Here is a 22,194-nt window from a genome sequence, read left to right as displayed (position 1 = left end):
ATGGCCAGCATCAAGTCCGTCTACGCCAAGCCGATGTCGGCGCTCGACGACCTCGGTCAGCAGCTCTCCTTCTACCTGCGCGCGCTCGCCGCCGCACCGGCGTCCGCGGTGCGCTACCAGAAGGAGGTGCTGCGCATCCTCGCCGAGGTGACCCTCGGCTCCGGCGCCCTGGCCGTCATCGGCGGCACCGTCGGTGTCATCCTCGCGATGACGTTCTTCACCGGGGCCCAGGTCGGCCTCTCCGGCTACGCCGCCCTCGACCAGATCGGCACGGCGCCGCTGGCCGGCTTCGTCTCCGCCTACTTCAACACCCGCGAGATCGCCCCGCTGGTCTCGGGCATCGCGCTGGCCGCGACGGTCGGCTGCGGCTTCACCGCCCAACTAGGCGCCATGCGCATCTCCGAGGAGATCGACGCCGTCGAGGTGATGGCGATCCCCTCGATGCAGTACCTCGTGTCCACCCGCATCGTCGGCGGCCTGATCGCGATCATCCCGCTCTACGTCGTGGGCCTGGTGTTCTCCTACTGGGCGACCCAGCTGACCATCGTGCAGTTCTACGGCCAGAGCCCGGGCACCTACTCCCACTACTTCTTCCAGTTCCTCCCGCCCGGCGACGTGCTCTGGTCGTTCGGCAAGGTTCTGGTCTTCGCCGTCACGGTGATCCTCATCCACTGCTACTACGGCTACTCCGCAGGCGGCGGCCCCGCCGGCGTGGGCGTGGCCGTGGGTCGCGCGGTGCGTACCTCGATCGTCGCCGTCAACGTCATCGACCTGTTGCTCTCGATGGCCATCTGGGGCACCACCACCACCGTCCGGCTGGCGGGGTGACGACGTGATCCTGCGACAGTTCAAGCTCCTCGGCATCATGTTCTTGGCGCTGGCCCTCGGCAGCGTCTGGCTCACCTATGCGATCTTCACCAAGAAGTTCACCGACTACGACAAGGTCACGCTCGAGTCGTCCACCCTCGGCCTCCAGTTGCCGCCACGCGGTGACGTGAAGGTCCGCGGTGTCATCGTGGGCGAGGTGCTCGACTTCGCCCCCACCGACGACGACAGCGTCGACATCACGCTCGGCATCTACCCCAGCGAGATCGACAAGATCCCTGCCGACGTCACCGGCTCGATCCTGCCCAAGACGCTCTTCGGCGAGAAGTACGTCGCCCTCGACATCCCGCAGGGCTCCGAGCCCTCGCAGTCCGACCACCTCGAGCCGGGCGCCACCATCTCCCAGACCAAGATCGCCACCGAGGTCGAGGCCGTGCTCAACGACCTCTACCCGCTGCTGCGCACGGTGCGTCCAGCCGACCTGAACATGACGCTGACGGCGCTCTCGAACGCGCTCGAGGGCCGCGGCGAGCAGCTCGGCCAGACGCTCCAGACGTTCGACGCCTACCTGAAGAAGCTCAATCCGCAGCTGCCGGCGCTGGTCGAGGATCTCCGCCTGACCGCGCAGGTCTCCGACACCTACGCCGACGTGCTGCCCCAGGTCGGCAGGATCCTGCGCAACACCATCACCACCACGACCACGCTCGAAGACCGTGAGGCCAAGCTCAACGACCTCTTCACCAACGTCACCGGCTTCTCCAACACGACCCGACAGTTCCTGGCCGACAACGAGCAGAACCTCGTGCGCTTCGGTCAGGTGAGCGTGCCGCAGACCACGACCCTGGCCCAGTACGCCCCCGAGTTCGGCTGCCTGATGCGTGGACTCGTGAACGCCGGCAAGCTCCAGGCCGAGGCGTTCCGCGACTTCACGCTCCACATCGTGCTCGAGACCCTGCCGAACCAGCCCCGCGGCTACACGCCGGCCGACAAGCCGCACTACGGCGAGAACCGCGGCCCGACGTGTCTCCATCTCCCCAACCCGCCCTGGAGCCAGAACAACCCCGTGCGTCAGCAGCCCAACATGGACGACGGTGTGGACACCCCCACCGGCAAGGGCACCGACCGCGTCGTCCCGGGCTTCGCCCAGCGGGCGTCCTCCGCGCCGGGGTGGGTCGGCTCCGAGCAGGAGACCGACATGTTCAAGGCCCTGATCGCGCCCGGCATGGGAGTCGAGGAGTCCGACGTCCCCGACCTCGGACCCTTCCTGATCGGGCCGATGGCGCGCGGGGCGGAGGTGGACGTCCAGTGAAGCTGCTCGACCTCAAGACCTCCGTCGACCTGGTCAAGCTGACCGTCTTCGTCGTCGTCACGACGCTGGCCACCGGCATCCTGGCCGTCGCGGTCGGCAACCTGAGCTTCGGCGACACCAAGGAGTACAAGGCGGAGTTCGTCGACGCCACGGGTGTGAACACCGGCGACGACATCCGGGTGGCCGGCGTCAAGGTCGGCACGGTCAAGGACGTCTCGATCGTCGACCGCACCCGAGCGCTCATCACCTTCGACGTCGACACGACGGTCCCGGTGACCATGGCGACGCACGCGACGATCCGCTACCGCAACCTGGTGGGTCAGCGCTACATCGCCCTCGACCAACGGGTGGGCGACACCAAGGCGCTGCCCGAGGACTCCACCATCGACGTGCGCAACACCTCGCCCGCGCTCGACCTCACGGTGCTCTTCAACGGCTTCAAGCCGCTCTTCGCTGCCCTCTCGCCCGACGACATCAACCAGCTCTCCTACGAGGTGGTGCAGGTCTTCCAGGGTGAGGGCGGCACGCTGGAGAGCCTGCTGCAGCACACCGCGTCGGTCACCAGCACGCTGGCCGACCGCGACAAGGTGATCAGCTCCCTCATCACGAACCTCGACGAGGTGCTCGACAACATCGCCGACCGTGACAAGCAGCTTTCCGACCTCATCATCACCTTCAAGCAGCTCGTGGCCGGCCTGAAGAAGGACCGCGGGCCGATCCTCGACTCCCTCGACCAGATCTCGGAGCTCTCCGTGCAGACGGCCGACCTCGTCGACGGGGTCAAGGATCCCTTCGTCACCGACGTCAAGCAGCTGCGCAGGTTCGCCGGCAACGTGAACCGCAACAAGGCCGAGCTCGACCGCGCGCTCCAGGTGCTCCCCATCAAGCTCAACAAGGTGGGTCGCACGGCGATCTACGGATCCTGGTTCAACTTCTACCTCTGCCACTTCCAGGGCCGGGTCCGGCTCCCCGGCGGCCAGTCGCTGCCGGTCAACTACAACGTGGGTGGAGCGAGGTGCAGTCTCGGATGAAGCCTTTCCGCGAACGCAACCCCGTGATCATCGGTGCGGTCGGCATCGCCGTCCTCGCCCTCCTGCTCCTGGCCGGGTTCCGTGCTCAGGATCTGCCGCTCATCGGCGGTGGCGACACCTACTACGCCGACTTCTCCGAGGCGGGCGGACTGCGCGTCAACGATGAGGTCCGCATCGCCGGCGTGCGCGTCGGCAAGGTGGAGAGCATCGAGCTCGACGGCAACGTCGTCAAGGTCGGCTTCCGCATCAAGACCGACTCCCAGTTCGGCCCCACCTCGGCTGCTGCCATCCGGGTCAAGACCCTGCTCGGCGACATGTTCTTGGCGCTGGACCCCGCCGGGTCGGGCCAGATGAAAGCGGGCACCGTCATCCCGGTCGACCGCACGACGAGTCCCTTCGACGTCGTCGACGCCTTCGAGGGCCTGGCCGACACCGCCTCCGACATCAACACCAAGCAGTTGACCCGGTCGCTGACCACGCTGGCCGACCTGACCCGGAACACACCGCGGGAGTTCAAGGCGGCTCTCGACGGGGTCTCGCGGCTCTCGCGCAACGTCGCGGCCAAGGACGAGCAGATCAATCGGCTGCTCACCAACCTCAAGCGGGTCTCGACGGTGCTCGACGCGCGCGACCAGGACATCATCAAGCTGATGAAGGACTCCAACGTGCTCTTCCAAGCGTTGGTGGAGCGGCGCGACGAGATCCACCAGCTGCTGGTCTCCACCAGTCAGCTCTCGGTGCAGCTCACCGATCTGGTGCGCAAGACCCGCGGTGACCTCAAGCCGGCGCTCTCCCAAGTCGAGGGCGTGCTCGATGTGCTGAACAAGAACGAGGACAACATCGACAACAGCCTGCGGCTGATGGCGCCGTTCTACCGCGTGTTCGCGAGCACGCTCGGCAACGGCCCGTGGTTCGACACCTACATCCAGAACTTCCCCCTGACCGTCCCGGACCTCGGCAACGGAGGTGGTGTCGGATGAGCGCCGCTCGTAAGTTCGTGTTGCCGGTCATCGTGCTGGCCCTGGTCGCCGGAGCGCTCTACTACTTCACGCGTGGACCCGAGCAGAAGACCCTGACCGCGGCCTTCCCGCGCACGGTCTCCCTCTACGTCGGCAGCGACGTCCGCGTGCTCGGGGTGCCGGTCGGCAAGGTCGACTCCGTGACGCCGTCGGGTACCGACGTCATCGTGAAGATGAGCTATGACGCCGACGTCAAGGTGCCGGCCGACGCCTCGGCCGTCATCATCGCGCCCTCCATCGTGGGCGACCGGTACGTGCAGCTGACCCCCGCCTACGACGGCGGCGCGGTGCTGACCAGCGGCAAGGTGCTCGGTGTCGACCGCACCTCCACGCCGCTGGAGCTCGACGAGATCTTCGGCAGCCTCGACCGGCTCACCGTCGCGCTCGGCCCGAACGGGGCCAACAAGCGGGGTGCGCTGACCGACCTGCTCAACGTCACCGCGAAGAACTTCGGTGGGCAGGGCGCGACCTTCCGGCAGACCATCAGCGATGTCGCCAAGCTCACGCAGACCCTCGACGACAACAAGGACGCCCTCTTCGACTCCACCGCAGAGCTGGAGAAGTTCGTCAACACCCTGGCCGTGAACGACACCACCGTGCGGCAGTTCAACCAGTCCCTGGCCAACGTCTCGGACCTGCTGGCCGGTGAGCGCACCGAGCTGGCGTCCTCGATCAAGAACCTGGGCGTCGCGTTGGGGCAGGTCAACACCTTCGTGAAGACCAACCGCGGAGTGCTGGGGCGCGACATCACCAAGCTCAACCGGGTGGCCAAGGTGCTGGTCAAGCGTCGCAGCGAGCTCGACGAGACGCTGCACACCGCGCCGCTGGCCCTCAACAACCTCTACCTCACCTACAACCCGCAGGCTGGAACCCTCGACACCAACGCCAACCTCGGCAACTTCATCGACCAGATCGGCTCCGACCCGGCGCTGGTGCTGTGCACGGTGCTGAACCAGGTCGACACCTCCGGCCAGCTGTGCGACTCGATCAGTAGCGTGCTGCCCCGGGCCGGTGCCCTGGTCAAGAACGGCAAGATGCCGCAGACGCCGGATCTCTACGACCCGACGCTCGGCGGACTCGCGGAGGTGCACCAGTGATCGCCCGAGGCCTGCGTCGCGCGCGACTGGCCGTCGTGCTGCTCGCGCTCTGCCTGGGTGCCAGCGCGTGCGACTTCGACGTCTACTCGCTGCCGCTGCCCGGCGGTCCCGACGTCGGCAGCGACCCGATCGTCATCACGGCACAGTTCGGTGACGTGCTCGACCTCGTGCCGAAGTCGACGGTCAAGGTCGACGACGTGTCGGTCGGCCGGGTCACCGACATCGAGCTCGACGGCTACACGGCCGTCGTCACGATGGAGCTCAACAACGACGTCGACCTGCCCGACAACGCGGTCGCCCAGCTGCGGCAGACCAGCCTGCTCGGCGAGAAGTTCGTCGACCTCTCGGCGCCTCGCAGCGGGGCCAGCGACAACAAGCTCGAGACCGGCGACGTGATCGGCCTGGACCGCACCGGCCGCAACCCCGAGGTCGAGGAGGTGCTCGGTGCGCTGAGCCTCATCCTCAACGGTGGCGGTGTCGCCCAGCTCAAGACGATCGCCGCTGAGCTGAACAAGGCCCTCGAGGGCCGCGAGGACTCCACCCGCTCGGTGCTGCAGCAGATGGACACCTTCGCCAGCACGCTGGACGACAACAAGGCCGACATCGTCAACGCCATCGAGAAGCTCAACCGGCTCGCCGTCTCGGTGCGTCGGCAGCAGGGCACCATCAACAACGCCCTCGACGAGCTGCCGAGCGCCCTGCGGTCGATCAACCGCCAGCGTTCGGACCTGGTCACGATGCTCCAGGCCCTCGACCGTCTCGGCGGGGTCGGCGTGCGGGTCATCAAGAAGACCAAGGCCAACACGATCACCACGCTGAAGCAGTTGCGGCCGATCCTGACCGAGCTCGCCAACGCCGGCAGCGCGTTCGTGAACTCCTTCAACGTCTTCCTCACCTACCCGTTCGTCGACGAGGTCGTCGGACGCGATCCACAGGTCGCCCGCAACCTCCAGATGGGCGACTACACGAACCTCTCCATCGAGCTGGACCTCGACCTCTCCCTCGGCATCACCGGGCTGCCGACGTCGCTGCCCACCCTGCTGCCGACCGAGCTCGACCCGACCGCCGTGCTCGGTGCCGTCACCAAGTGCCTCCAAAGCGGCAACATCAACTCCAAGGCCTGCCAGAAGGTGCTGAACGACGCCCAACTGCTGCTCCAGCTGCGTGAGGAGTGCCAGAAGCCGAAGAACAAGGACGTCGCCGTCTGCACCGCGCTCAACCTGTTGCCCGGCCTACCGCAACTGCCGGGCAGCAACAGCGGCTCCGGCGGATCCGGTGGCGGCCTGGGCGGCGTACTGCCCACCCTGCCCGGGCTCGGCCGCGCCGGCGCCCTACCGATGGACACCGGCCCACGCGGCCCCACCTACGGTCAGCTCCAGGACATGTTCGACCCCGGCCTGGTCTCGATGCTCGTCCCCGGGATGGTGACCCAGTGAAGGTGACCCAGTGATCACGCGTCGCGTCAAGATCCAGCTGTTGGTCTTCGCCCTCATCACCGTGGTGGGCGTGACCTTCGTCGGCATCCGCTATGCCCAGATCCCCTCGCTGATCTTCGGCAGCGGCTACCGGGTCACCGCGCACTTCGACAACTCAGGCGGCGGCATCTTCGCCGGGGGAGAGGTCACCTACCGCGGTGTCAACGTCGGCCGGGTCGACAAGCTCGTACTGACCGACTCCGGTGTCGATGTCGTGATGGACATCAAGGACGACTACGACACCATCCCGGCCAACACGCTGGCGGTCGTGGGCAACAAGTCGGCGGTCGGTGAGCAGTACGTCGACCTCCAGCCGCAGACCGATGACGGGCCTTACCTAAAGGCGGGCTCCGAGATCGCCGCGCCCGACACCCGCACGCCGATCCCGACCGAGAAGATCCTCAGCGACCTCGTCACCACGGTCGGCTCGGTCAACAAGAAGTCGTTGAAGACGACCATCACCGAGCTCGGCGAGGCGTTCGACGACAGCGGCCGGGATCTCCAGACGATCCTCGACAGCGGCTCCAGCTTCCTCGACACCGCCAACGCCAACTTCGAGACCACCCGGGCGCTGATCCGCGACGGCAACACGGTGCTCAAGGGTCAGATCGCCTCCGAGAGCGCCATCCGCACCTTCGCCCGGCAGCTCGACCTCTTCAGCACCACGCTCGCCGACGCCGACCCCGACCTGCGTCGTCTCATCGACAACGGTGCGCCCGCGGCGGCCGCACTGAAGAAGCTGATCGACGACAACGGCGTCGAGTTGGGCGACCTCATCAACAACCTGGTCACGACCGGACAGGTCATCGTCAAGAACATCCCCGGCATCCGTCAGCTCCTGGTCATCTACCCCTACGTGGTCGAAGGTGGCTTCACCGTGGTGTCGAAGTCGCCCGACACGGGCCTCTACGACGCGCACTTCGGGCTCATCTTGACCACCCAGGCGGTGTGTCACCAGGGCTATGGCAGCACCGACACCCGGCCTCCTCAGAACGGCGGCAACCGGCCGATGAACACCAAGGCCGGCTGTACCGAGCCGATCACCGAGAGCAACGCGCGTGGTCCGCAGAACCTGCCCCGGCCCGCCGCGTCCTACGGGGACTCCCCGGTCGTGGCGTCCTACGACCCCAGCACCGGCAAGCTGACCTGGGGTGACACGGCTCCCGACGGTTTGGATTCGCCCGATAGCGTGGCGCCGCCCACGCTCGGGAAGGAGACCTGGAAGTGGCTGTACCTCCAGCCGTTGACCCCACCCCAGTGAGGGTCAACCCCCTCTTCCGCTGGATCCTGCTCGGAGTGCTGCTGATGCTCCTGGTGGCCTCCGTGGTCGTCACGACGGCCGCGGTGGCCTCGCGTACCTCGACCCCGGGTACGTCGTCGTGGACCCGGTTCACCTCGGCGCTCACCGGCAGCGACCCGGAGCAGAGCGAGCGCGACGAGGTGCGTGACATCGGCTCGCAGTTCATGCTGCGGATGCTCAGCTACGGTCCGTCGATGCTCGACAGTTCGGGTCAGATGCCGGAGTACCGCAAGCGGGTCACCGACATCATCACCTCGAAGTTCGAGGTGAGCTTCAACGACACCGTCGGAGTGGCCGAGCAGTTGGTGGCGCAGTCGGGTCAGTCGCGCTCGGCCGAGGTGTACTCCACCGGGGTCTCCGCCATGGACTCCGACTCCGCGACCGTGCTGGTCGCCGGCACGTTCACCGACTCCTACCCGGACCCGAGCGCGGCCTCGTCGTCGAAGAAGTCCGGCGGCGCCAGTGCCAGTCCGTCCGCCAGCGCCTCCGCCAGCCCGTCGGCAAGCCCCTCCGCCAGCCCGACCACCGACCCCTCGGCAAGCAGCGACGACGGCCGGGTGCAGACCGCGCCGGTGCAGTTCCGCGTCAGCGTGAGCGTCGTGCTCGTCGACGGCGAGTGGAAGGTCGACGACTACGCACCCGTCACCAGCGGCACCGACGACAGCACCGTGCCGCTCACGCCCGGCGACGGCTCCACGAGCGGGTCCGGCTCGGGCGGCAGTGCCGGCAGCCAGGGAGGCACCTCGTGAGCACGGCGGAGACGCCCACGCCCAGCTGGTACGACGTGCTCGACGTCGAAGGGTCCGCGAGCGACGAGCAGATCCGGGCCGCCTGGCGCTCGGGCATCGCCGATCTGGATCCCTCGGACCGACGCTTCCGGTTGCTCAACCAGGCGGCGGAGGTGCTGCTCGACCCCCGACGGCGCGCCGACCACGACGCCATCCTGGCCGAGCAGGAGCGTGACGACCTCGCGCCGACCGCGGCGCCGGTGACGGCGCCGACCGACACGCCGGCGGAGACCGCCGGCGAGACCACCGGCGAGGCCACCGGCGAGGCCACCGGCGAGGCGACCGACGAGTCGAAGGCCGCCGGGCAGTCGCGGCGTACCGCGCCGGCGCCCGCGATCGCGAGCGCGAGCACCGCCGAGGCAAAGCAGGGGCGCGGGGCCGGGCTGCCCGTCGTCCCGGCCTGGGCGGTCATGGTCGTGGCCTTCCTCCTCGTGCTCAGCCTGGTGCCCGCGGGCTTCGTGCTCTGGCACGGCGACCCGGAGGCCTCCGCCCAGCCCGCGCTGGCCGCCGCCGAGCGCGCCGTCGGCCCGGTCACCAGCTACGACTACCGGCACCTCGACGAGGACGCCGCCGCCGCGCACACGTACATGACGTCGTCGTTCGCGAAGAAGTACGACCAACTGTTCGCGGTGATCGAGGAGAACGCTCCCGACACCAAGACCGTGGTGGGACCGGTGGAGGTCGTCGACTCCGGCATCGTGCGCACCGGCGACGACCGCGTCGACGTGCTGCTGTTCATCAACCGGTCGCGCACGAACAAGCAGGTCACCACGCCCGACGTCTACAAGGACCAGGTGACGCTGCGCATGGTCCGGCAGGACGGCGAGTGGCTCGTCGACGATCTGACGACCAGCCCGGCATCCTGACCCGGCCTCTGACCCGGCCTCTGACCGGCCTCTGACCCGGCCTCTGACCCGGCCTCTGACCCGGCCCGGAGAGGCTCGGCGCACCGTTCGGAGCGAAGTGCTTGACCTGGCCGAGTCCGGGGTTCATCATCGACGCAGACTCCTGGCCGGTTCCTCGGCCGCAGTGGCGTCGCGGCCTTGTCTTGCGCGCTGGTGTTCAGGTATCGTGGCGCCTTGCGCCTGCCCTCAAATGCTTTTCGGTCAGTCTGGCGACCGTCCAGTGGTGGGTCGGCGTTTCTCGAGCTGACATGATCCGAAGGATTACTCTTGGCTGCTCCTGCCACCACCGCGCTCAACACCTCCGGCCACCGCCGCCTCTCGTTCGCGAAGATCGCCGAACCCCTCGAAGTCCCGCAGCTCCTCTCGCTCCAGACCACCAGCTTCGACTGGTTGGTCGGCAACGAGGCGTGGAACGCCGAGGTCGACCGCCGTCGCGAGGCCGGCGACGACGTCTCCGAGAAGTCGGGCCTCCAGGAGATCTTCGAGGAGATCTCTCCCATCGAGGACTTCTCCGAGACGATGTCGCTCTCGTTCGAGAACCCGGTCTTCTACGACCCCAAGTACACCGTCGAGGAGTGCAAGGAGAAGGACTTCACCTTCTCGGCGCCGCTCTACGTCTCGGCCGAGTTCACCAACAACGACACCGGTGAGATCAAGGGCCAGACCGTCTTCATGGGCGACTTCCCGCTCATGACCGACAAGGGCACCTTCGTCATCAACGGCACCGAGCGTGTCGTCGTGTCCCAGCTGGTCCGCAGCCCGGGCGTGTACTTCGAGCGCACCGCCGACAAGACCTCCGACAAGGACATCTACACCGCCAAGCTCATCCCGAGCCGTGGCGCGTGGCTGGAGTTCGAGGTCGACAAGCGCGACCTCGTCGGCGTCCGCCTCGACCGCAAGCGCAAGCAGAACGTCACCGTGCTGCTCAAGGCGCTGGGCTGGACCAACGAGCAGATCCGCGAGGAGTTCGGTGAGTACGAGTCGGTGATGCTGACTCTGGAGAAGGACCACACCGAGACCCAGAAGGACGCACTGCTCGACATCTACCGCAAGCTGCGTCCGGGCGAGCCGCCCACGGAGGAGGCCGCCCAGACCCTGCTCAACAACTACTACTTCAACCCCAAGCGCTACGACCTCGCGAAGGTCGGTCGCTTCAAGATCAACAAGAAGCTGGGCCTGACCGAGGCGTTCGACCAGCAGACGCTCACCGTCGACGACATCGTCGCGGCGATCAAGTACATCGTGGCGCTGCACGACGGTCGCACCGAGATCGAGGCGCCCCAGGGTGCCCTCGGGGTCGAGGCCGACGACATCGATCACTTCGGCAACCGGCGCATCCGCACGGTGGGCGAGCTGATCCAGAACCAGCTGCGCACCGGCCTGGCTCGCATGGAGCGCGTGGTCCGCGAGCGCATGACCACCCAAGACGTCGAGGCCATCACGCCGCAGTCGCTGATCAACATCCGGCCCGTGGTGGCGGCGCTGAAGGAGTTCTTCGGCACCTCCCAGCTCTCGCAGTTCATGGACCAGACCAACCCGATCGCCGGGCTGACGCACAAGCGCCGGCTCAACGCGCTCGGCCCCGGTGGTCTCTCCCGTGACCGAGCGGGCATGGAGGTCCGCGACGTCCACCCGTCGCACTACGGCCGCATGTGCCCCATCGAGACCCCCGAGGGTCCGAACATCGGTCTGATCGGGTCGCTGGCCTCCTACGGCCGGATCAACCCGTTCGGCTTCATCGAGACGCCCTACCGCAAGGTCGTCGACGGTGTGGTCACCGACCAGGTCGACTACATCACCGCCGACGACGAGGACCGCTACGTCATCGCTCAGGCCAACGCGGTGCTCGACGCGAACGGCAAGTTCGTCTCCGAGCGCGTGCTGGTGCGCCAGCGCGACGGCGAGGTCTCCGAGCTCCTCGCCGAGGAGATCGACTACATGGACGTCTCGCCGCGCCAGATGGTGTCGGTCGCGACGGCGCTCATCCCGTTCCTCGAGCACGACGACGCCAACCGCGCGCTCATGGGCGCCAACATGCAGCGCCAGGCCGTGCCGCTCATCAAGAGCGACTCGCCCCTGGTCGGCACCGGGATGGAGTACCGCGCCGCCGTCGACGCCGGCGACGTCGTCACGGCCACCGCTGCCGGCGTCGTCAAGGAGGTCTCGGCCGACTACGTCGAGACCATGAACGACGACGGCACCTACACCTCCTACAAGCTGGCGAAGTTCCGCCGGTCCAACCAGGGCACCTGCATCAACCAGCGTCCGCTGGTCAGCGAGGGTGCTCGGGTCGAGGTGGGCTCGCCGATCGCCGACGGTCCGTGCACCGACGACGCCGAGATCGCGCTGGGCACCAACCTGCTCGTGGCGTTCATGCCGTGGCAGGGCCACAACTACGAGGACGCCGTCATCCTCAGCCAGCGCCTCGTGCAGGAGGACGTCCTCACCTCGATCCACATCGAGGAGCACGAGGTCGACGCCCGCGACACCAAGCTCGGCCCCGAGGAGATCACCCGGGACATCCCGAACGTCTCCGAGGAGGGCCTGGCCGACCTCGACGAGCGCGGCATCATCCGCATCGGCGCCGAGGTCACCAACGGCGACATCCTCGTCGGCAAGGTCACGCCCAAGGGCGAGACCGAGCTGACGCCGGAGGAGCGGCTGCTGCGCGCGATCTTCGGTGAGAAGGCCCGCGAGGTGCGCGACACCTCGATGAAGGTGCCGCACGGCGAGTCCGGCACGGTCATCGGCGTCCGCGTCTTCGATCGTGAGGAGGGCGACGAGCTGCCGCCGGGCGTGAACCAGCTGGTGCGCGTCTACGTGGCGCAGAAGCGCAAGATCTCCGTGGGCGACAAGCTCGCCGGTCGGCACGGCAACAAGGGCGTCATCGCGAAGATCCTCCCCATCGAGGACATGCCGTTCATGGAGGACGGCACCCCGTGCGATGTGATCCTCAACCCGCTGGGCGTGCCGCGACGCATGAACATCGGGCAGATCCTCGAGCTGCACCTGGGCTGGCTGGCCAAGCAGGGCTGGGATCTCAACCTCTCCGGTGACGCCGACGACGCGGAGTGGAAGAAGCGGCTCATCGCGATCCACGCCGACAAGGCCGAGCCCGACTCCCGCGTGGCGACGCCGGTCTTCGACGGCGCTCGCGAGGACGAGCTCACCGGGCTGCTGGGGGCCACCATCCCCAACCGCGACGGCGACCGGCTCATCGACGAGACCGGCAAGGCCCGGCTCTTCGACGGTCGCTCCGGAGAGCCCTTCCCGGACCCGGTCTCGGTGGGCTACATGTACATCCTGAAGCTGCACCACCTCGTCGACGACAAGATCCACGCGCGCAGCACGGGCCCGTACTCGATGATCACGCAGCAGCCGCTGGGCGGTAAGGCCCAGTTCGGTGGCCAGCGGTTCGGTGAGATGGAGGTCTGGGCGATGGAGGCCTACGGCGCTGCCTACGCCCTCCAGGAGCTGCTCACGATCAAGTCCGACGACGTGCCCGGTCGCGTCAAGGTGTACGAGGCCATCGTCAAGGGCGAGAACATCCCCGACTCCGGCATCCCGGAGTCGTTCAAGGTGCTCGTCAAGGAGATGCAGTCGCTGTGCCTGAACGTCGAGGTGCTCTCCTCCGACGGCAGCCGCATCGAGCTCCGTGACGCGGAGGAGGACGTCTTCCGCGCCGCCGAGGAGCTCGGCATCGACCTGTCCCGCCGCGAGCCCAGCTCGGTCGAAGAGGTGTAGGCGGTCGCCCGGTGCCGTCCTCGTGACGGCGCCGGGCGCCGTCTCCGCCCCCCTTTACACACACTGTTTAGAACTACCGAAGGGTTGCAGCCATCGTGCTCGACGTGAACTTCTTCGACCAGCTCCAGATCGGCCTGGCCACTGCTGAGGACATCCGCCAGTGGAGCCACGGCGAGGTCAAGAAGCCCGAGACCATCAACTACCGCACGCTCAAGCCCGAGCGTGACGGCCTCTTCTGCGAGAAGATCTTCGGTCCCACCCGGGACTGGGAGTGCTACTGCGGCAAGTACAAGCGCGTGCGCTTCAAGGGCATCATCTGCGAGCGCTGCGGCGTCGAGGTGACCCGCTCCAAGGTGCGTCGTGAGCGCATGGGCCACATCGAGCTCGCCGCGCCCGTCACGCACATCTGGTACTTCAAGGGCGTGCCCAGCCGCCTCGGCTACCTGCTCGACCTGGCCCCGAAGGATCTTGAGAAGGTCATCTACTTCGCGGCCTACATGATCACCGCCGTCGACGAGGACGCCCGTCACCGCGACCTCTCCTCGCTGGAGAACAAGGTCGGCCTCGAGCGGGAGCGTCTCGAGAAGCGCCGTGACGGCGGCCTCGACGACCGGGCCAAGAAGCTCGAGGAGGATCTCGCGGCCCTCGAGGCCGAGGGTGCCAAGTCGGACCAGAAGCGCAAGGTCAAGGACGGCGCCGAGCGCGAGATGAAGCAGATGCGCGACCGCGCGCAGCGCGAGCTCGACCGCCTCGAGGAGGTCTGGGACACCTTCAAGAGCCTCAAGGTGCAAGACCTCATGGGCGACGAGCTGCTCTACCGCGAGATGAAGAGCTGGTTCGGCAAGTACTTCGAGGGGCACATGGGCGCCGCGGCGATCCAGAAGCGCCTGCAGAGCTTCGACATCGCTGCCGAGGTCGAGAACCTGCGCGAGATCATCGCCACCGGCAAGGGTCAGAAGAAGGTCCGCGCGCTCAAGCGGCTCAAGGTCGTCGACGCGTTCCGCAAGACCGGCAACCAGCCCATCGGCATGGTGCTCGACGCCGTCCCGGTCATCCCGCCGGACCTGCGCCCGATGGTGCAGCTCGACGGTGGCCGGTTCGCGACCTCCGACCTCAACGACCTCTACCGCCGGGTCATCAACCGCAACAACCGTCTCAAGCGACTGCTCGACCTCGGCGCGCCCGAGATCATCGTCAACAACGAGAAGCGGATGCTCCAGGAGGCCGTCGACTCGCTGTTCGACAACGGCCGCCGCGGTCGCCCCGTCACCGGCCCGGGCAACCGGCCGCTGAAGTCGCTCTCCGACATGCTCAAGGGCAAGCAGGGTCGGTTCCGCCAGAACCTGCTCGGCAAGCGCGTCGACTACTCGGGCCGTTCGGTCATCGTGTCCGGCCCGCAGCTGAAGCTGCACCAGTGCGGTCTGCCCAAGCAGATGGCGCTGGAGCTGTTCAAGCCGTTCGTCATGAAGCGGCTCGTCGACCTCAGCCACGCGCAGAACATCAAGTCCGCCAAGCGCATGGTCGAGCGCGCCCGCCCCGTGGTGTGGGACGTGCTCGAGGAGGTCATCACCGAGCACCCGGTGCTGCTCAACCGGGCACCCACGCTGCACCGTCTCGGCATCCAGGCCTTCGAGCCGCAGCTGATCGAGGGCAAGGCCATCCAGATCCACCCGCTCGTCTGCGGCGCGTTCAACGCCGACTTCGACGGTGACCAGATGGCCGTGCACCTGCCGCTCTCCGCGGAGGCCCAGGCCGAGGCGCGCATCCTGATGCTCTCGACCAACAACATCCTCAAGCCGTCCGACGGTCGGCCCGTGACCATGCCCAGCCAGGACATGATCATCGGTCTGTTCTGGCTCACCAGCGACCGCGCCGGTGAGAAGGGCGAGGGTCGGGTCTTCTCCTCGCCGTCCGAGGCCATCATGGCCTTCGACCGCGGTGAGGTGTCGCTCCAGAGCCGCGTCAAGGTCCGCCTCGACGACATCGTGCCGCCGCTCGGGCTCGACCTCGACGCGGACGACGAGGAGTCGCGGGCGATCACGCTCGAGACCACGCTGGGTCGCGTGCTGTTCAACGACACGCTGCCGGCCGACTACCCGTTCGTGAACGAGGAGGTCGGCAAGAAGCGTCTCGGCTCGATCGTCAACGACCTCGCCGAGCGGTACCAGAAGGTCGTCGTGGCCGCGTCGCTCGACGCGCTCAAGGACGCCGGCTTCTACTGGGCCACGCTCTCGGGCGTCACGGTCTCCATCGACGACGTCACCACGCCGGCCGACAAGCCGGCCGTGCTGGAGTCGTTCGAGAAGCAGGCCGCGAAGGTCCAGAAGGACTTCGAGCGGGGCCTGATGACCGACGACGAGCGCCGTCAGGAGCTCGTGGAGATCTGGACCGAGGCCTCCCGCCGCGTCGGTGACGCGATGGAGACCGCCTTCGATCCGGCCAACCCGATCTACATGATGGTGCACTCCGGTGCCTCGGGTAACTGGAACCAGATCCGTCAGGTCGGCGCCATGCGTGGCCTCGTGGCCAACCCGAAGGGCGAGATCATCCCGCGGCCGATCAAGGCCAACTTCCGCGAGGGTCTCTCGGTGCTGGAGTACTTCATCTCCACGCACGGTGCCCGCAAGGGTCTGGCCGACACCGCGCTGCGTACCGCCGACTCGGGTTACCTGACCCGCCGTCTGGTCGACGTCAGCCAGGACGTCATCATCCGCGAGGACGACTGCGGCACCGAGCGCGGTCTGCCGAAGAAGATCGGCGAGAGGCGCGAGGACGGCAGCCTCGTGCACGCCGAGAACGTCGAGACCTCGGCCTACGCCCGCTCGGCGGCGACCGACGTCGTGCACCCGGAGACCGGCGAGGTGCTCGCCGCCGCCGGCGACGACCTCGGCGACGTCAAGATCGGCGAGCTCGTGGCCGCGGGTGTCGAGGAGGTCAAGGTGCGCTCCGTGCTCACCTGCGACGCCCGCACCGGCACCTGCGCCAAGTGCTACGGCCGCTCGCTGGCCACCGGCAAGCTCGTCGACATCGGCGAGGCGGTCGGCATCATCGCCGCCCAGTCGATCGGCGAGCCCGGTACCCAGCTGACGATGCGTACCTTCCACACCGGTGGTGTGGCCTCGGCCGACGACATCACGCAGGGTCTGCCCCGCGTGGTCGAGCTCTTCGAGGCCCGTTCCCCGAAGGGCCGCGCGCCCATCACCGAGGCAGCCGGCCGGGTCGAGATCGAGGAGACCGACAAGGCGCGCAAGCTCCTCGTCACCCCCGACGACGGCTCGGAGGTGCAGGAGTACCCGGTCTCCAAGCGGGTGCGCCTGCTGGTGGCCGACGGCGACCACGTCTCGGTGGGCCAGATGCTCACGGTCGGTACCCCCGACCCGCAGGACGTGCTGCGCATCCTCGGTGTGCGGCGCGCCCAGGAGCACCTGGTCGACGAGGTCCAGCAGGTGTACCGCAGCCAGGGCGTGTCGATCCACGACAAGCACATCGAGATCATCGTGCGGCAGATGCTGCGCCGGGTCACGGTGATCGAGTCGGGCGACACCGTGCTGCTGCCCTCCGACCTGGTCGACCGCGTGCTCTTCGAGGAGGAGAACCGCCGCGTGGTCTCCGAGAGCGGCACCCCCGCCTCGGGTCGCCCGGTGCTCATGGGCATCACCAAGGCCTCGCTGGCCACGGAGTCGTGGCTCTCGGCAGCCTCCTTCCAGGAGACCACCCGGGTGCTCACCGACGCCGCGATCAACGGCCGCAGCGACTCGCTGCGGGGTCTGAAGGAGAACGTGATCATCGGCAAGCTGATCCCGGCGGGTACCGGCCTCGAGCGGTACCGCAGCATCCGGGTGGAGCCCACCGAGGAGGCGCGCGCCGCGGCGTACTCCGTCACCGGTTACGACTCCTACGACTACGAGTTCGGCGGTGCCAACCAGGCCGTCGCCCTCGACGAGTTCGACTTCGGTTCCTACCAGAACTGACGACGTCCTCCGGTCGCTCGACGCCCGCTCACGCCTCACGCGTGGGCGGGCGTCGTCGCGTCCGGGTCTCTTGGCGACTCTTCAGGTTGCTGCGCGCAACAATCGTCGGGGGGTGGCCGTCTCACGGGGGTAGGAACCCACCAGGCCCATGATGGAAAGGACGAGTCTGACCATGTCGAACTCCCGCCTCACCACGATCCTCACGGTGATCGCCGCCATCGTCGCGCTCGGCGCGACGGCCGTCGTGATCGCCCAGGTCACCAGCCCCGACTCCAGCCAGGGCAGGGCGGCAGATACGGCCCCGGCCACGCCACCGGTCTCCCCAGCCACGACGCCGGCGGGAGCGGATTCGTCGAGTGCCTCGCCGTCACCCTCCAAGAGCGGCGCGTCCTCCGAGTCTGCGGACTCGGACTCGGGGTCGGGTTCGGCCTCGTCGAACGACGCGGCCGTGCCGGAGTGCGAGAACGCCGACCTCACGGCGTCCTACGCCGCGGGGGATGCCGGTGCCGGTCATCGCTACGGCGCCATCCGGATCGAGAACACCAGCGACCACGCCTGCACGACCGGCGGCTTCGGGGGACTCTCCTACGTCGGCAAGGGCGACGGCACGCAGGTCGGGGCGCCCGCGACCCGAGACGGCGACAGCGACGGCGCATTCGTGCTCGACCCCGGGCAGGCGGCTACCAGTGAGGTGGACGAGGTCGTCGCGCAGAACTACCCGAAGAAGAAGTGCGACCCCGTCGACGTCGACGGGTTCCGGATCTACGTGCCTAACTCGACGAAGTCCCAGTTCGTCAAGCACCCGACCACCGGTTGCCTGAACTCCGACATCGAGCTGATCAGCCACCAGGCCTTCGCGAAGGTGCGGTGAACCTGCCCGTGAGGGTGTGACGACCACCACGGCGAGGATGTGTCGTGGAGCGTGTCCGCCGGAGGCGCCGGCGGCGCACCACCGAGGGGGAACCCATGCCCGACCAGGCCGCCGACGAGGGCACCGACCAGGCCGTCGAAGACACGGAGCAGCAGGAGGAGGAGCACGCCGACGGCTCCCTGCACGAGATGTCGGACGACGAGGTCGCCGAGGTCGAGAAGGAGCGCGAGGAGCGCCTGGACCCGGAGAACCGGCCCGACAACGTGGAGATCGACAACACCCAGCGCACCTTCGACCCCGAACAGGGCATGTTCACCGACTCCGAGGGCTACGACGAGGGCGATGCCCAGTACGCCTCCCCGGAGTCCGAGGATCCCACCCAGGACGGCTCCGACGACTGACCCGTCGCCAGTTTTCCCCTGACCCGTCGCCAGTTTTCCCCTGACCTGCCACCAGTTTCGTCCGCTCGGAAACTCGTGGCAGGTCACTTGAAAACTCGTGGCGGGTCACCTGAAAACTCGTGGCAGGTCGGGGGTGGTGGGGCGTGGCTGACAGAATGGGTCGGTGAGCAACGAGCAGCCCGACGTGAGTACCGATGTGCTCGTGGTGGGCGCTGGCCCTGCGGGGTCCGCTGCCGCCGCATGGCTCGCCCGGTCCGGGGCCGAGGTGGTGCTGGCCGATGCGGCCACGTTCCCGCGCGACAAGACGTGCGGTGACGGGCTCACGCCTCGGGCGGTGCACGAGCTCCAAGCGCTCGGGCTCGAGGACTGGCTGCGCGCTCACACGGTCAACCAGGGCCTGCGCGCCCACGGTTTCGGCCAGACGCTGCTGCTGCCCTGGCCCGGCGGCAACCTCCCCGCCTGGGGCAGCGCCGTGGCCCGCACCGAGCTCGACGACCACCTGCGCACCGTGGCGTTGAAGTCCGGTGCGACCGGGCTCGAAGACGCCCGCGCCGTCGACGTCCGGTGGGACGGCGCCCGCGTCGCCGCCGTGGTCTTCGAGCGCCGGGGGCAGGGCGTTCGGTCAGGTGCCGAGCGGTTCGAGGTGGCCTGCCGTCGACTCGTCGTCGCCGACGGCGTCCGCTCGCCACTGGGCAAGCTGCTGGGTCGCGCCTGGCACCGCGACACCGTGTACGGCGTAGCCGGCCGCAGCTATGTCGCGTCGGGCGTGAGCGACGACCCGTGGATCAGCTCGCACCTGGAACTGCGCGGTGAGGACGGCGCCATCCTCTCGGGCTACGGCTGGATCTTCCCGCTGGGCACGGGAGAGGTGAACCTCGGCGTCGGCACACTCGCCACAGCCAAGCGCCCGGCAGACATCGCGATCAAACCGCTCATGGCCTTCTACGCCGAGCAGCGGCGGGCCGACTTCGACCTCACCGGCGACCTGCGCGCGCCCACCTCGGCCCTGCTCCCGATGGGCGGCGCCGTGTCGCACGTGGCGGGGGCCAACTGGGCGCTCATCGGCGACGCCGCCGGGTGCGTGAACCCGCTCAACGGCGAAGGCATCGACTACGGTCTCGAGACCGGGCGCTTCGTCGCGGACCTCCTCGCCGACCTGCCGGCCGACGCCGCGGGTCTCTCGACGGCCTGGCCGGCCCTGTTGGGCGAGCACTACGGCGAGGCGTTCTCGATCGCCCGACGACTGGCCGGCCTGGTCACGGTGCCGTGGGTGCTGCCTCGCTTCGGACCCGCAGGCATGCGCTCGGACCTGCTGATGACCCTGGCGTTGCGCTGGATGGGCAACCTGGTCACCGACGACGACCGCGACCGGGCCGCCCGCGTGTGGCGGTGGGCAGGACGCCGTTCGCTGGCCGTCGACCACCGACCCCCCTTCTCCTGACCGCTGCGATGCGTCGGCACCGTCGCGGTGAGGGGTGGTATCGCGCCACGATCGGCCTGGGCCGGGTGCTGTTGCGCGGTCTGGACCTGACCGTCCGTGCCGAGGGGCTGGAGCGGCTCCCGGCGAGCGGTCCGGTGTTGCTGGCGTCCAACCACGTGTCGTTCCCGGACTTCGTGTTCGTCGGCGAGGCCGCTCTGCGTCGGGGGCGCTACGTGCGCTTCCTCTGCCGCTACGACATGTGGCATCAGCCCGTGGTCGGCCGGGCGCTCGACGGCATGCGCCACGTGCCGGTCGACCGGGCCGCTCCCGCCGGTGCCTACCTCGCAGCCCGTCGGCTCCTGGGCGAGGGCGAGGCGGTGTGCGCCTTCCCCGAGGCCGGCATCTCGCATTCCTACACCGTGCGCTCGCTGATGCCCGGAGTCGCGGCCCTGGCCCGCGAGACCGGGATACCGGTGGTGCCGGTGGCGGTGTGGGGCTCCCAGCGGCTCTGGCCGATGCGTCGCTCGGTCGACGAAGCCCAGACCCGGCCGCAGCTCTCGCGCGGCAGGTTGGTCGACGTCCGGTTCGGGGAGGCGATCCCGGTGGCGGCTGACGCCGACCTCGGGTCCGTCACGACGGTCCTCGGTCACCGCGTGACGCAGATGCTGGAGGGGCTCCAGGAGCTGCCCGAGCACCGACCGCGACCGGGGGAGCGCGCCCGCTGGTACCCGGCCCACCTGGGTGGTACCGCACCGACCCGCGAGCAGGCGGTCCCGCTCGACGTGGTGCCCCGCACGGCGGTGCGGCCGACCTGGGGACCGCAGCCTCAGCCGGCGGGTGCGCCCGGGCTCGTCGAGGACTCCGGAACGGCGCGGCGCGCGGGCGCACCGCCGACCAGCACGGGCGAGGCCTCACCCGACACCGCGGCCCGGTAGCCGGCGAGTCGGCCCGGAGCGCTCGGCACGAGCCCGGCGGACGCCGCCAAGGTCGGGACGCGGTCGAGATATCCGGTGAGCGCTCCGGAGACCTCTGCGCGCTGGAGCGCGTAGGTCGTGGTGGTGACCAGGGCGGGCAGTGCGAGGGGATACCTGGCCTCGCCCACGGCCGCCGGGGTGGGCTGCACGCAGGGCAGCCCCGGGCCCGCGGAGACGGCCTGGGTCGGCATCCAGTCCACGGCCTGGTGGCTCGACCAGTCGAGCAGGAGCGGTTCGCTGCTCGTGGCCGTCTGCTGGGCCTGCCGGGCGCGGCGCCAGCGTCGCTCCACGACGCTGAGCTCCGATTGCGTGAGGGCCACCCGGGAGACCGCCCCCCGTGCCTGTGCGGAGGCCACGGCGACCCAGTTGCGGTTTCTGCTCACGGCGCCCGGGTCGGTTCCGTCGCGACGGCTGGCCGCGAGGGTCCGGCGGGCCAGTGCGAGTTCGGTGGTGGCCCGGTCGCGTTCCGCGATCTGCCGGTCCCGTCGGGCGAGGAGGCGGTCGCGGACGGCGGCGCGACGGGTCACCTGCGCGGAGAGGCGCTCACGCCGCTGGGCCGACCAGACGAAGCCGCCCACGTGGTCTGGGGCGACGAGCTGGGTGTCCGCGGCCGCGGGTGGATCGCCGTCGAGCACGGCGCCGGTCAGGATCTGCCGGGCGACGGGGGTGGTGGCCAGTGCCGCCCCCTCGGCGCCGGTCCGGCCGGCCAGCCGGACCAGCCGCGCGACGGTGAGGCATCCGGTCGACCCGTCGGCGGCGTCGACGACGACCGCCGGTGCCGCGGCCACCCTCAGCTGCACGACGCCCAGCCCGGCCGCGGAGCAACGCTCCTGCGCGCTGCGGCCGATGGTCTTCTCGGAGAGAACCACATCGGCCCGCCCCGAGCACAGCGCCGCGAAGCCTGCACCGGGGCCGACCTTCGAGGCTTCGCCGAGCGGGTCGGTCGACGTCGTCGGCAGCACGGTGCCCTCCGTGACGACCCGCACCTGCCCGGTCGGGGCCTGCTGGGGCACGACGACACGGACCTGTGAGGAGGGAACCAGAGCCGAACACCCGCCGAGGGC

At 68.8% G+C, this 22,194-nt stretch carries 16 protein-coding genes; 15 read left to right on the top strand and 1 reads right to left on the bottom strand.

Translation table 11 applies throughout. The features are described from left to right. The 15 genes from ISG29_RS12230 to ISG29_RS12160 all read left to right on the top strand — a co-directional run bounded on the left by ISG29_RS12230 (position 1) and on the right by ISG29_RS12160 (position 21,091). Positions 1-828: an MlaE family ABC transporter permease gene (locus tag ISG29_RS12230; protein WP_194503713.1), complete on the top strand. Its 828-nt coding sequence runs from the start codon at positions 1-3 to the stop codon at positions 826-828. Between the two features lie 4 nt (positions 829-832). After that, positions 833-2,134: an MCE family protein gene (locus ISG29_RS12225; RefSeq protein ID WP_328828946.1), complete on the top strand. Its 1,302-nt coding sequence runs from the start codon at positions 833-835 to the stop codon at positions 2,132-2,134. Next, on the top strand, positions 2,131-3,165 hold the full coding sequence (locus tag ISG29_RS12220) for an MCE family protein (protein WP_194503712.1): 1,035 nt from the start codon (positions 2,131-2,133) through the stop codon (positions 3,163-3,165). The genes ISG29_RS12225 and ISG29_RS12220 overlap by 4 nt, the downstream gene beginning before the upstream one ends. Beyond that, on the top strand, positions 3,162-4,145 hold the full coding sequence (locus ISG29_RS12215) for an MCE family protein (protein WP_194503711.1): 984 nt from the start codon (positions 3,162-3,164) through the stop codon (positions 4,143-4,145). Before ISG29_RS12220 ends, ISG29_RS12215 begins: the two co-directional genes overlap by 4 nt. Continuing rightward, entirely contained in the window at positions 4,142-5,281 is a 1,140-nt protein-coding gene (locus ISG29_RS12210; protein WP_194503710.1) for an MCE family protein, read from the top strand. The genes ISG29_RS12215 and ISG29_RS12210 overlap by 4 nt, the downstream gene beginning before the upstream one ends. Further along, complete coding sequence (locus tag ISG29_RS12205) at positions 5,278-6,717, top strand: MCE family protein (RefSeq protein WP_194503709.1); 1,440 nt, start codon at positions 5,278-5,280, stop codon at positions 6,715-6,717. The genes ISG29_RS12210 and ISG29_RS12205 overlap by 4 nt, the downstream gene beginning before the upstream one ends. A 10-nt stretch (positions 6,718-6,727) precedes the next feature. Continuing rightward, the gene (locus tag ISG29_RS12200; RefSeq protein WP_194503708.1) at positions 6,728-8,017 is read left to right on the top strand and encodes an MCE family protein; all 1,290 of its coding nucleotides are present in this window, start codon (positions 6,728-6,730) and stop codon (positions 8,015-8,017) included. Then, on the top strand, positions 8,014-8,805 hold the full coding sequence (locus ISG29_RS12195; RefSeq protein ID WP_194503707.1) for a hypothetical protein: 792 nt from the start codon (positions 8,014-8,016) through the stop codon (positions 8,803-8,805). Before ISG29_RS12200 ends, ISG29_RS12195 begins: the two co-directional genes overlap by 4 nt. Further along, entirely contained in the window at positions 8,802-9,710 is a 909-nt protein-coding gene (locus tag ISG29_RS12190; RefSeq protein ID WP_194503706.1) for a J domain-containing protein, read from the top strand. The genes ISG29_RS12195 and ISG29_RS12190 overlap by 4 nt, the downstream gene beginning before the upstream one ends. A 306-nt stretch (positions 9,711-10,016) precedes the next feature. Further along, positions 10,017-13,493 carry a DNA-directed RNA polymerase subunit beta gene (rpoB, locus tag ISG29_RS12185; protein WP_194503705.1) on the top strand — a complete coding sequence of 1,159 codons (3,477 nt, stop codon included), beginning with the start codon at positions 10,017-10,019 and terminating at the stop codon, positions 13,491-13,493. Positions 13,494-13,588: 95 nt separating this feature from the next. Beyond that, the gene (locus ISG29_RS12180; RefSeq protein ID WP_194503704.1) at positions 13,589-17,464 is read left to right on the top strand and encodes a DNA-directed RNA polymerase subunit beta'; all 3,876 of its coding nucleotides are present in this window, start codon (positions 13,589-13,591) and stop codon (positions 17,462-17,464) included. A 172-nt stretch (positions 17,465-17,636) separates the two neighbouring features. Continuing rightward, positions 17,637-18,335 (top strand): DUF4232 domain-containing protein, encoded by a 699-nt coding sequence (locus ISG29_RS12175; RefSeq protein WP_194503703.1) that lies wholly within the window; start codon positions 17,637-17,639, stop codon positions 18,333-18,335. A gap of 95 nt (positions 18,336-18,430) precedes the next feature. After that, positions 18,431-18,736 (top strand): hypothetical protein, encoded by a 306-nt coding sequence (locus tag ISG29_RS12170; RefSeq protein ID WP_194503702.1) that lies wholly within the window; start codon positions 18,431-18,433, stop codon positions 18,734-18,736. 163 nt (positions 18,737-18,899) lie between these two features. Further along, on the top strand, positions 18,900-20,177 hold the full coding sequence (locus ISG29_RS12165; RefSeq protein ID WP_194503701.1) for a geranylgeranyl reductase family protein: 1,278 nt from the start codon (positions 18,900-18,902) through the stop codon (positions 20,175-20,177). A gap of 8 nt (positions 20,178-20,185) precedes the next feature. Next, on the top strand, positions 20,186-21,091 hold the full coding sequence (locus ISG29_RS12160) for a lysophospholipid acyltransferase family protein (protein ID WP_194503700.1): 906 nt from the start codon (positions 20,186-20,188) through the stop codon (positions 21,089-21,091). Here ISG29_RS12160 and ISG29_RS12155 read toward each other — a convergent pair. After that, on the bottom strand, positions 20,983-22,143 hold the full coding sequence (locus tag ISG29_RS12155) for a type 2 periplasmic-binding domain-containing protein (RefSeq protein WP_194503699.1): 1,161 nt from the start codon (positions 22,141-22,143) through the stop codon (positions 20,983-20,985). The genes ISG29_RS12160 and ISG29_RS12155 overlap by 109 nt on opposite strands. Positions 22,144-22,194: the final 51 nt, after the last annotated feature.

It is taken from the genome of Nocardioides acrostichi (assembly GCF_015319165.1).
Lineage (GTDB): Bacteria > Actinomycetota > Actinomycetes > Propionibacteriales > Nocardioidaceae > Nocardioides > Nocardioides acrostichi.
The sequence above is the reverse complement of the archived record's forward strand: the minus strand, read 5'-3'. Positions and strand labels throughout refer to the sequence as shown.